Genomic DNA, 12,200 nt, shown 5'->3' on the forward strand with positions numbered 1-12,200 from the left:
TTGCTTTCGCGACCTATATTGGTCTGCGGGCTGACCTATATAGGTTCATTCAGCGACCTATATAGCTTCACACGACGACCTATATAGGTCCACCCACCGACCAATATAGCTTCACACCACCCCTCCCCTATAGATACAGAAGCTACTGCACGAGAAATGAGAGGGGGTAGGTATGCGGGGCATGGCGTATCTTTGCGCTAATAAATGACTCAGCCAATGGCAGACAACCGCTCCACCCGCCCCTATCAGCTGGGGATCGCCCTCAGTGGCGGCAGCATCAAGGGCTTTGCCCACCTCGGTGTCTTGAAGTACCTCGACGAGGTAGGCCTACGCCCCGAGATCATCGCTGGCACCAGTGCTGGCTCCATCATGGGCGCCTTCTACGCGTCGGGCTATGCGCCTGAGGAGGTCCACCAGCTCCTCTCGCAGACGGGCTTCATGCAGATGACCAGCTTCACCACCAAGGGGGGCGGGATCTTCAGCACGACGAAATTCCTCCAGTTGCTTAAGAAGAACCTCCGCCACCGCAATCTGGAGGATCTACCGACCCCCATGCGTATCGTAGCCACCGACCTAAACCGAGGAGAACCACACGTCTTTACTGAGGGACCCTTGGCGAAGATTATCCTAGCTTCATCAAGCATCCCCATCCTCTTCTGCCCTGTAGAAATCGACGGTCACACCTACGTCGACGGCGGGCTCTTCCGCAACTTCCCCGTCACGGCCATCCGCGAGGACTGCGAGGAGGTCATCGGTATGAACCTCGGCCCCGTGCAGAGCGCAGAAATCCCCATGAATATAAAGGACATCGCTAACCGTGCATGGGAACTAATCTTCCGCCAGAATACCACCCCTGACTGTGCGGCCTGCGACTACCTCCTTGAGACGAGCGAGGTCACAAAGTTCGGGATGTTCGAGGTCAGCGCTTCCGAGCAGCTGATGAAGATAGGCTACGAGCTGGCCAAGTCCGAGCTCGCACCACTGGTCAAAAAGAAGAAGGACGCAAAGAAGCCTTAGCCCCGCCACCTACCCATACCTATGCAGCAGAAGATCGTCATCTACTCCGCCCTCACTCGACTCTGGGGGAATAAGAATGCGACCCGCCAGCCCCATGGCACACTCTCCGAGAACGGCTCGGGGAAGCTCCGTGACTTCACGCCAGAAGCCCTCGCCTATATCCGCAGCCTCGGGGCTACCCACGTCTGGTATATCGGCCTGCTGGAGCACGCCACGAAGACCGACTACAGCGCCCAAGGCATCCGTCCCGACCACCCCGACACGGTGAAGGGGCAGGCAGGCTCGCCCTATGCCGTCAAGGACTACTACGACGTCGACCCCGACCTCGCCGAAGATCCCTACACGCGACAGGCAGAGCTGGATGCCCTCATCAAGCGTACCCATCAGGCTGGGCTACAGGTCTTGATGGACTTTATCCCCAACCACGTCGCCCGCACCTATCACTCCGATGCGTGCCCTGAGGGCGTCGCAGACCTCGGTGCTACGGACGATGTACAGCTGGCGTTCTCCCCGCGCAACAACTTCTACTACCTCCCCGACACCTCACTTATCCTACCCTTATCCACAGAGTCATCCCCATACACCGAGTGCCCCGCACGCGCTACGGGCAACGACTGCTTCAGCCCCTACCCCAGCATCACGGACTGGTACGAGACGGTGAAGCTCAACTACGGGGTGGACTACTGCGGGGGAAGTGGCCTGCATGCCGACCCCATACCCGATACGTGGGTGAAGATGCGTGACATCCTCTGCTACTGGGCAGCACGTGGTGTCGATGGCTTCCGCTGCGATATGACCGAGCTTGTCCCACCCGCCTTCTGGGCTTGGGCGATCCCCTCGGTGCGTGAGCAGTACCCCAAGACGCTCTTCCTCGCAGAGATCTACCAGCCCCACCGCTACGACGAGTACCTGCATGCAGGCTTCGACTACCTCTATGACAAGGTCGGTGTCTATGACTTCCTCATCGCTCTCGGCAAGGGCGCACGGGACGCAGCAGACTTCACCGGTGTGCGTGATGCCGTCGGTGGCGAGCAATCAGCGATGTGCTACTTCACGGAGAACCATGACGAGCAGCGCCTCGCCTCGGACTTTGTCTTCGCCTCACCCCGTCAGGGCTTCCTCGCTACGGCTGTCGCAGCCCTAAGTGGTGGCAATCCCCTACTCCTCTACTTCGGTCAGGAGCTGGGTGAGCAGGGCATGGACAGCGAGGGCTTCAGCGGGCGTGATGGCCGCACGACGATCTTCGACTACTGGAGCCTCGACAAGCTCCAGCGCCTGCAGGCTGGTGGCTACACCCCCGCCCAGCTGACGGACGAAGAGGCCAGCCTACTCGGCGACTACCAGCGCCTCGCTTCCTGCTACACCGACCCCATCATCAGCCAAGGGAGCTACTACGGCCTGCGTGCCGAGGGCTCTGGCAGAGAGCGTGTCCTCGCCTTCGCCCGCGCTTCGGAGGAAGGGCTCTACCTCGTGCTGGCGAACTTCTCCAGTGAGCAGGCTGACGTCGCCCTCCCCCTACCCGCCGAATTCTTCGCCGCTACGGGCATCACCGAGGGCACAGCCTTCCGTGCCACAGACCTGCTCACGGGTGCAGTGGACTTCCTCTGCCTCACCACGCTGGCTCCCCTTCGCCTGAGCCTCGCTCCCCACGGCCTGCAGATCCTCCGCCTCACAGCGGTATAAAGCAAAGCGCCCCCACACATATCAGCATAAAAAGACCCGCCGGCTACCCTCCTTCGTGGAGCGTAGCCGGCGGGCTTATTATGGGGAGTAGCTTCCCTTAGTGCAGGGTAGCCGAGCGGACGATCTCGCAGACCGTGGGGTGTGGGAAGACGATGCGAGACAGCTCAGAGAGCTTCATACGCTGCTCGACAGCCATAATCGCAGGCACCAGGATCTCCGAAGAGCCATTACCGAAGAGGTGCGCACCGAGGATGACCCCCTCCTTGTCCGTGAGGAGCTTGCAGAAGCCATTGCCCTGCTCGTTCTCGATGATGAAGCGACCAGAGAGCGTCATCGGCACACGATGCACCTCATAGTCGATGCCAGCCGTACGCAGCTCCTGCTCCGTCTGACCGACAGCAGCGATCTCGGGATCGGTATAGACGATACCAGGGATAGCGCGGTAGCTCATCACATCCTCCGTGCCGGTGATGTGGTGTACAGCGACCTGCCCTTCGCGAGCAGCCGTGTGAGCGAGCATAGACGTGCCATTGACATCACCGACGGCATAGATACCAGGTACTGAGGTCTGGAGGTGCTCATCGACGACGACAGCCCCACGCTGGAGCTCGACACCGACCGTCTCCAGTCCCAAACCATCGGTCACAGCACGACGGCCGACGCTGACCAGCAGCTTGTCGAAGGGGATCTCCAGCGTCTCGCCCTCATGCTCAGCGATGACCTTGCCCTCACGCACTGCAGTGACCTTCGTGGAGAGGTGGAACTTCACCTTGCGCTTCTCGAAGGCCTTCTGCAGCTCCCCAGAGAGCTCTTCGTCCATAGGTCCGAGGATCTTAGGCAGCATCTCGACGACCGTGACCTCCACGCCGAGCGTAGAGAAGAAGGAGACGAACTCCATACCGATGACCCCGCCACCGAGGACGACGAGGCTCTGTGGGAGTTCCTCGACCTCAAGTGCCTCCTTAGCTGTCCAGAAGGGCACATCGCTCAGCCCATCGATGGGTGGGATGAAGGCACGTGAGCCCGTAGCGATGATGACGTGGCGTGCCGTATAGGTCGCCTCGCCTGCAGCGATGGTGAAGCCCTCATCACCGCGCCCCGTGAGACGAGCCTCTTCGGTGACGATCTCCACCTCGTGACCCTGCAGACCGATACGGATACCCGCACCGAGCTTCTTGAGGATCTTCGTCTTGCGTGCCATCACCTTACCAAGGTCGAAGGCTGCTTCAGGGATCGTAAGACCATATTTCTTGCCATCGAGGGCTTCGGAGAGGAGGTGAGCTGAGTGCAGGAGCGCCTTCGTAGGTACGCAACCTTCGTTGAGACAGACACCACCGAGCTTATTCTTCTCGAAGATGACGACGCGGAGGCCGTGGGCTGCTGCATGCTCTGCAGCATCGGTACCGCCGGGGCCAGCACCGATGATAGCTACATCGTAGTTCATGAATTTGAGTGTAGTGAGTGAGTTATATAGGTATTATTAGCTAAGATCCTCGATGTGTCCATCGATGAAGTCTATCTTTTCTGCTTGGGGGACGCGGGGCAGACCGGGCATACGCACCAGAGCGCCGAGGACGAGGACGATCATCTCAGCACCCGTGTTGATGACGACGTCGCGCACCTCGAGGTCGAAGTCACGCACGCTACCATAGGCCGTGGGATCGTCGCTGAAGGAGTACTGCGTCTTGGCGATACAGACGGGGAACTTCGACCAGCCGTGGCGCTCGATACGCTCGAGCTGGCGCTGTGCCTTTGCCGAGAAGTGGATGGAGCGTGCACCGTAGATGCGCTGAGCGATAGCCGTAGCCTTCTCCTCGATAGAGGCGGTGAGGGGATAGGTGAACTGCAGGGGCTGCGAGGGCTTCTGCTCGATGGTCTCGACGACGAGGCGAGCGAGCTCTTCCGCACCAGCACCACCTTCGCCGAAGGCCGTGTTGACAGCGAAGCCCACACCAGCGGCGTGGCAATGCTCACGCACCAGTGCGATCTCCTCCTCCGTATCGGTAGCGAAGCGGTTGAAGGCTACGACGACCGTCTGCCCGAAGCTCTTGAGGTTCTCGATATGGCGGTCGAGGTTAGCCAGCCCATGGCGGACGCCCTCGATATTCTGCGTCTTGAGATCCTTCTCATCGACACCACCGTGCATCTTCAGCCCGCCGAGGGTAGCCACGAGGACGGTGAGCGCAGGCTGGAGGCCTGCCGTGCGGCACTTGATGTTGTAGAACTTCTCTGCGCCGAGATCCGCACCGAAGCCAGCCTCCGTGATCGTGTAGTCGGAGTGCGCCAGCGCCATGCGGGTGGCGAGGATCGAGTTGCAGCCGTGGGCGATGTTCGCAAACGGGCCGCCGTGGATGAAGGCAGGGGTATGCTCGGTCGTCTGCGCCAGATTGGGCTTGATAGCGTCGAGGAGGAGGACGGTGATCGCACCCGCTACCCCGAGGTCACGCACGGTAAAGGGCTCCCCCTGCTTCGTATAGCCGAGGAGGATATTCTCGATACGGCGACGCAGGTCTTCGAGTGAAGTCGACAGACAGAGGATCGCCATGATCTCCGAGGCAGGCGTGATGTCGAAGCCCGATTCGGCTGGGATACCATTGACCTGACCACCGAGGCCCGTGACGATGGAGCGCAGAGAACGGTCGTTGACGTCGAGGACACGCTTCCAGAGGACTTCGCTGAGACCCTTGTCCGTATTGCGGTTCTGGTAGATGTAGTTGTCCAGGAGCGCAGTGATCATATTGTGCGCAGAGGTGATGGCGTGGAAGTCACCGGTGAAGTGCAGGTTGATCTTCTCCATAGGAAGGACCTGAGCGTAGCCACCACCAGCAGCACCGCCCTTCATACCGAAGCAAGGGCCTAGAGAGGGCTCACGCAGTGCGACGACCGCCTTATGACCGAGGCGGTTCATACCGAGAGCGAGGCCGATAGAGACCGTCGTCTTGCCGATACCAGCCTTCGTAGCGGTGATGGCGGTGACGAGGATGAGCTTGCCAGGCTTATGACCAGCTTGGAGCTCGGAGAGATCTACCTTGGCGAGGTACTTGCCGTAGTGCTCCAGGTGGTCGGTGGGGATAGCCACCTTGGCAGCTATCTTTTCGATCGGCTCGAGGGCTATCGAGCGGGCGATTTCAATGTCAGTCTTCATTACCAGAAAGAGAGTTAGTGGGTCAATGATGTGGGTAAAAGAGCTTCCTATTCGGGAGAGAGATGGGGTGAAAGCAAGCCGTGCGAAAGGACTGTAGAGGGGACTAACAGTTCTTTCGCACGGACATATAGAGGTTACTTGAGGAACTTATCAAGCCAGCCGAAGAAGGTACGCTGCCAGAGCAGGGCGTTCTGCGGGCGGAGGATCCAGTGGTTCTCATCGGGGTAGATGAGGAGCTCGGCAGGGATGCCGCGGAGCTTAGCCGCATTGAAGGCCGCCATACCTTGGCCTGCGAGGATGCGGTAGTCGCGCTCGCCGTGGATGACCAGTATCGGTGTATCCCAGTTAGCTACGAGCTTGTGGGGGGAGTTAGCGAAGGTACGCTGAGCGACTGCATTGTCCTTCTCCCAGGGAGCACCGCCCATATCCCAGTTGGCGAACCACATCTCCTCGGTAGTCATGTACTGCATCTCGAGGTTGAAGATACCAGCGTGGGCGATGAAGGCCTTGAAGCGCTTCTGGTGCACGCCTGCCAGATAGAAGACGGAGTAGCCACCGTAGCTGGCCCCGACGCAACCGAGGCGCTCGCTATCGACCCAAGGCTCCTTCTTCAGCTCATCAACTGCGGTGAGGTAGTCTTGGATATTCTGCCCCGAGTAGTCACCACTGATCTGCTCGTTCCATGCCTTACCGAAGCTGGGGACACCGTGGCGATTGGGAGCGATGACGATATAGCCTTGCTCAGCCATGAGGCGCATATTCCAGCGGTAGGAGAAGAACTGACTGACGGGGCTCTGTGGGCCACCCTGACAGAAGAGCAGTGCAGGGTACTTCTTCGTCTTGTCGAAGTTCGGTGGGAGGACGACCCAGACAAGCATGTTGCCCCCGTCGGTCGTCTTGACCCAGCGCTTCTCTACCGAGATAGGAGCGAGGCCGTCGAGCGTAGACTTATTCTCTGCTGTGAGCTGCTTCGCTGCACCCGTCTTAACGTCTACGAGGTAGAGATCCGTGGGCTCGATGTAGCTCTGACGACCAGCGAGGATCTTACCACCCTGTACATCCAGAGAGGTGTAGTCGTGCATACCCGTGGTGATCTGGCGGATCTTACGACTCTTGAGCGCGATCTCCCAGAGCTGGGCTTCGGCATGCTTCGTCGAGAGGAAGAAGAGGCTCTGGCTATTAGCTGCCCACTGGAGCTCATCGACATCGTACTCGAAGCCGTCGGTGAGGAAGGTCTTCTGCCCTGTCTTCAGATCCTGGACGAAGAGGCGCTTGAGGTCGGCTTCATAGCCGTCACGCTCCATGCTGATCCAGCTGATACGCTTACCATCGGGCGAGAAGCGGGGGTGCGTGTCATAGCCACCCATCCCCTCGGTGATATTGCGAGTCTGCCCCGAGACGAGGTCGTAGAGATAGATATCGGTATTGGTGGAGAGGGAGTACTCCATGCCCGTCTTCTTGCGGGAGGAGTAGGCTAAGGTCTTACCATCGGGGCTCCATGAGAGTTCCTCTGCCCCGCCAAAGGGCTTCGTAGGAGCTTCGTAAGGCTCACCCTCGAGGATATCCTTACCGCCCGTGATCGCTTCGCCTCCTACGGGAGCGATGAAGATATGGGGGATCGTCTCTACCCATTCGTCCCAATGCTTGTACATCAGATCGGTGACGATACGACCCGTAGCCTTAGGTAGGTCGGGGTAAATCTCCTTAGTACTCTTCCCGAAGGAAATCTCCTTGATATAGGCCAGCTGCTTCTCATCGGGCGAGAAGAGGTAGTCCGAGAGCCCACCCTCGATATTGGTCACCTGACGACGGTCCGTACCATCGGCTGCCATCGTCCAGACCTGAGGAGCGCCACTCTCAGAGGAGATGTAGCTGATACGACGGCCCTGCTGGATCCAGCGAGCGCCATGCACGCCAGCGACACCCTGGGTGATCTGGCGACGTGCGCTGCCATCGGAGGAGATGGTGAAGAGCTCGGTGCGGATCTTATTATCCTTGATGCTGGGGAAGCCCACGCTGTAGACGACCGTCTTGCCGTCGGGAGAGAGGGCGGAGGCACCGACACGAGCGAGCGAAAGCATCGTCTCGGGCGTCATGTGCTGCGACTGCTGAGCCACAGCAGGCAGGGTAGCTGAGAGGGCTGCTGCCGTAGCAAGAGCGGTGATGTGCTTCTTGATCTTCATAGCGATATGCGTATTGTATATGTATGTGGTCTGGGATTAGGAGAAGCGTAGGCCAAGGGCTTCCTTGAGCTTGCGCACCTCGGGGTTGATCTCCGCGAGCTGATTGAAGCGATCCTCTTGGGTGAGGATGATCTTCGCCTGCTCCTCTACAGTCTTCTCGCGCAGGACGAGGTTGAACTTCCGATTCTGCAGCGTCGTGCGGAGGAACTCCACGAGCTGGGGATAGACCTCCATCACCGTGGTATGGATAGCCTCACCTGGTGGGAGGGAGATCTCTGCCTGCACGCCGTCTAAGAGCTTCGGTAGCTCGGGGCGCAGGATGTTGCGGTAGAGGATCTGTGAGGGCGTCAGCTCCTGCTCGACGAAGCGTACCCAAGCTCGCTGGAGGTCATCCTCCGTGAAGTCCTTATCCTCGACAGGGGCAGGGGCCTCTGCTGGAGCCGTAGAAGAGGCTTCGCTGGGAGCGTCTGCACGACGGCGTGCTCCGAAGAGGCGCTTAGGAGCGGAGGAGGGGGGAGCTGGAGGGGGAGGTGTAGCAGATGTCGCAGGTGCAGGTGCGGGCGCGGGTGTCGGTTCAGCTGCCGCGGGAGGAGGCGTCACCGCCGAAGGGGCTGGCTTGGGAGCTACCTGTGGCGCGGGAGTTGCTACGGGAGCTGTCTGCGCTTTGGGCGCAGGAGAAGCTGGGGGTGTAGTCGCAGGGGGCGTCTGAGGAGCTGCCTGTGGTGTAGCCGTCTGAGGTGCAGCGGGGGCTGGCGCAGCAGGGAGATTGAGGTCAGAGTCCCGCTTGAAGAGAGGGACCATACTGAGAAAGCTCAGCTCGACTAAGAGGCGCTTATTCGTTGCCCCGCGATACTGCTGATCGGCCTGCACCAGAGTCTTGAGCGCAGCGAAGAGGCTGGCAGGTGTGCACTGCTGGGCAATGGTCGCATAGGAGGCGGCTACGGCATCGGGCTTCTCCAAGAGCTGGAGCGTCTCGGGATGCTGGGCTACCAGGAGGTCACGCACGAAAGCGGAGAGCCCCGTGAGGATCGTCTGTCCCTCGAAACCCTTACCCATCAGCTCATCCAGGAGGAGCAAGACACTACGATGGTCCCCACTCAGGAAGAGCTCGAAGATGCGGATGAAGTAGGTATAGTCAAGGACATTCAGACTCTCCAGCGCATGCTGGTAGGTGATATGTCCACCGGCGAAGCTGGCGATACGGTCAAACATCGACAGCGCATCGCGCATCCCCCCATCGGCCTTCTCAGCGATGAGCCCGAGCGCCGTCTCCTCGGCATCGATACCCTCGCTATCGGCGACGTAGCGCAGATGGCGGGTGATATCCTGCACGGTGATTCGCTTGAAGTCATAGATCTGACAGCGCGAGAGGATGGTGGGGAGGATCTTGTGCTTCTCCGTCGTCGCTAAGATGAAGATAGCGTACGAGGGGGGCTCTTCAAGGGTCTTGAGGAAGGCATTGAAGGCCGCCGCCGAGAGCATGTGCACCTCGTCGATGATATAGACCTTGTAGCGACCAAGCGCGGGAGGCATCTGCACCTGCTCGGTGAGCTGGCGGATATCCTCTACGGAGTTGTTCGACGCAGCATCCAGCTCGAAGATATTGAAGGAGCGCTGCTCCTCGAAGGCCTTACAGCTCTCGCACTGCCCGCAAGCCTCCCCTTCGGCCGAGAGGTTCTCGCAGTTGATCGTCCGCGCTAAGACGCGTGCCGCCGTCGTCTTCCCTACCCCACGGGGGCCACAGAAGAGGTACGCATGGGAGAGTTTGCCCGAGCGAACAGCGGTGCGTAGTGTGGAGGCCATAGCCTCCTGCCCGACGATACTACGGAAGGTATCGGGGCGGTATTTGCGTGCGGAGACGACGTAGTGCTCTGTCATTCTTCGAGGTCTGTGCTGGATCTATTACTGGTAGGACAAAGATACGTATTCCGCTCCAGCCTATGGAGTGCTATCTATAATAAAGTAGCGCCCCCCACCCGACGGATCTCAGTCCGAGGGATGGGGGGGCGCCTATTATGTGGGGAGGTGACGAAGCTCCCTTAGCTTACTTCGTGAGGCCGCGGAAGCGCAGAAGGCTCGACATATCGGGCTCCGTGAGGCCGGTGAAGTTCGTGAAGAACGTGCCGACAGGAGCGGTATTCCCACGTGAGAGGACCATCTCACGGAAGCGCTGACCATTCTCACGCGTCAGCCCGCCGTGTGCGGCGAACCACTCAAAGATATTGTGGTCGAGGACCTCCGTCCAGAGGTAAGAGTAGTAGCCTGAAGCATAGCCTCCAGCGAAGACGTGCAGGTAGTAGGCCGAGCGGTAGCGGGGAGGTACGAGGGCGAAGTCAAGACCAGCACGAGCGAGCACCTCACGCTCGAAGGCATCTACATCGCTCACCGTCTGACCAGCGGGGAGCATACCCCAAGCCATATCGATCGTCACAGCAGCGAGGTTCTCTGCCAGTGCGTAGGACTGTCCGTAGGTAGCAGCAGCCTTCATCTTATCGATGAGTGCCTGAGGCATAGGCTCACCCGTCTTGTAGTGGCGGGCGTAGTGGCGCAGGACGACAGAGTCCGTCATCCAGTGCTCGTTGAACTGCGAGGGCATTTCCACGAAGTCACGGGGCGTATTCGTACCCGAGAGCGTCTCGTACTTCTGCGAAGCGAAGAGACCATGCAGAGCGTGGCCGAACTCATGGAAGAGCGTCTCTACATCCGACGAGGTGAGGAAGGCGGGAGCGCCCTTAGCAGGAGCCTCGAAGTTGCAGACGTTGTAGATGACAGGCTTCGTACCGAAGAGCGTACTCTGCTGGACGAAGTTCGACATCCACGCCCCACCCGTCTTCGTTGGGCGACGGAAGTAGTCCGTATAGAAGAGGGCCATGGGGGTATTATCCTGGTCGAAGACCTCGTAGACCTGTACGCCATCAGCATAGACAGGGATATCAGGACGGGGCTTGAAGGTCAGACCATAGAGCTGGTTGGCTGCGTAGAAGACCCCATTCTTCAGCACGCTATCCAGCACGAGATAGGGCTTGAGGTCTGCTTCGTTGAGGTCGTACTTAGCCTTCTTCAGGCGCTCGGCATAGTAGTCGAGGTCCCAAGCAGCGAGCTTGAAGTCCTTCCCCTCCGTCTGCTGAGCGAAGGCTTCGAGTTCGGCGACATCGTCAGCGACCTTGGCACGAAGGGCGGGAGCCAGCTGACTGATGAGGCGCTCTACGGCCTCGGGACGACCAGCCATCTGGTCGCTCAGCGCCCAAGAGGCGAAGTTGGGCAGCCCGAGGAGCTTTGCCTTCTCGGCGCGCAGGGCTGCGATGCGGGTGATCGTGGGGTGCGTATTCGTGCTATCACCGCTCGAGCAGCGCGAGAGCGAAGCCTCGAGGACGCGACGACGGACATCACGATTGTTGAGGTCGGCAAGGTAGCCTGGGCGTGACGTATTCGTCTGCTCCAGCAGATACTTACCCTTGTGGCCTGCAGCGGCAGCGGCCTCGGCAGCACGGGTGATCGCTTCTTCGGGGAGGCCATCGAGCTCCTCGACCTTGTCGACGAGGACAGCAGCTTCCTTCGTGCCAGCGTTCACCTGATTCGTGAACTTCGTCTGCAGCACAGCGATCTCGCTATTGATCTTCTTCAGAGCTTCCTTGTCGGCAGCTGAGAGGAGAGCGCCCTCATGGACGAACTGATCATAGAGGACCTCCGTGAGGCGCAGGTCTTCGCCCTGGAGGCTGGAGCGCTGGTCGTAGACGGCCTTGATACGAGCGAAGAGCTTCTCATTCAGGAGCAGCGCATCGTGGTGGGCGGAGAGCATAGGCGTCGTCTCTTCGTCGATCTTCTGCAGCTCCTCGGTGCCGTCAGCACCTACGAGGCCTGAGAGGATAGAGGTAGCGCGTGCGAGGAGGCGACCGGACTTCTCATACGCCAGCACGGTATTCTCGAAGGTCGGAGCAGCCGTATTGCTCGTGATGCTGTCGATCTCGGCGAGCTGGATACGGATCCCCTCCTCGATAGCGGGGACGAAGTGTGCTGGGCGGATCTTACTGAAGTCGGGAGCTTGGTAGTCAAGCGTGCTCTCGGTGAGGAGGGGGTTCTCCTTGGTCGAGCTGGTCTGGCAAGCAGTGAGCATAGCGAGGAGGCTCAGAGTGGCAATGAGTCGTTTCATAGGTGTGTGGGGGAATTAGAGG

7 protein-coding genes are annotated in these 12,200 nt (G+C 59.7%); 2 read left to right on the top strand and 5 right to left on the bottom strand.

The window, feature by feature from the left end; translation table 11 throughout:
* Positions 1-204: 204 nt before the first annotated feature.
* Together KO088_RS07580 and KO088_RS07585 are read left to right on the top strand one after the other, a co-directional pair.
* Positions 205-1,017: a patatin-like phospholipase family protein gene (locus tag KO088_RS07580; RefSeq protein WP_251419883.1), complete on the top strand. Its 813-nt coding sequence runs from the start codon at positions 205-207 to the stop codon at positions 1,015-1,017.
* Between the two features lie 21 nt (positions 1,018-1,038).
* Complete coding sequence (locus KO088_RS07585) at positions 1,039-2,700, top strand: alpha-amylase family protein (RefSeq protein WP_215494238.1); 1,662 nt, start codon at positions 1,039-1,041, stop codon at positions 2,698-2,700.
* A gap of 97 nt (positions 2,701-2,797) precedes the next feature.
* Here KO088_RS07585 and lpdA read toward each other — a convergent pair whose 3' ends face one another.
* The 5 genes from lpdA to KO088_RS07610 all read right to left on the bottom strand — a co-directional run bounded on the left by lpdA (position 2,798) and on the right by KO088_RS07610 (position 12,178).
* Positions 2,798-4,144, bottom strand: coding sequence for a dihydrolipoyl dehydrogenase (lpdA, locus tag KO088_RS07590; RefSeq protein WP_215494239.1), 1,347 nt, complete (start codon positions 4,142-4,144; stop codon positions 2,798-2,800).
* 36 nt (positions 4,145-4,180) lie between these two features.
* Positions 4,181-5,845, bottom strand: coding sequence for a formate--tetrahydrofolate ligase (locus tag KO088_RS07595; protein ID WP_215494240.1), 1,665 nt, complete (start codon positions 5,843-5,845; stop codon positions 4,181-4,183).
* Between the two features lie 134 nt (positions 5,846-5,979).
* Entirely contained in the window at positions 5,980-8,028 is a 2,049-nt protein-coding gene (gene dpp5, locus KO088_RS07600) for a dipeptidyl-peptidase Dpp5 (RefSeq protein WP_215494241.1), read from the bottom strand.
* Positions 8,029-8,064: 36 nt separating this feature from the next.
* The gene (locus KO088_RS07605; protein WP_215494242.1) at positions 8,065-9,906 is read right to left on the bottom strand and encodes a DNA polymerase III subunit gamma/tau; all 1,842 of its coding nucleotides are present in this window, start codon (positions 9,904-9,906) and stop codon (positions 8,065-8,067) included.
* Between the two features lie 166 nt (positions 9,907-10,072).
* Positions 10,073-12,178 (bottom strand): M3 family metallopeptidase, encoded by a 2,106-nt coding sequence (locus tag KO088_RS07610; RefSeq protein ID WP_215494243.1) that lies wholly within the window; start codon positions 12,176-12,178, stop codon positions 10,073-10,075.
* Between the last annotated feature and the right edge of the window lie 22 nt (positions 12,179-12,200).

It is taken from the genome of Porphyromonas bobii (genome assembly GCF_943169685.1).
GTDB lineage: Bacteria > Bacteroidota > Bacteroidia > Bacteroidales > Porphyromonadaceae > Porphyromonas > Porphyromonas pasteri.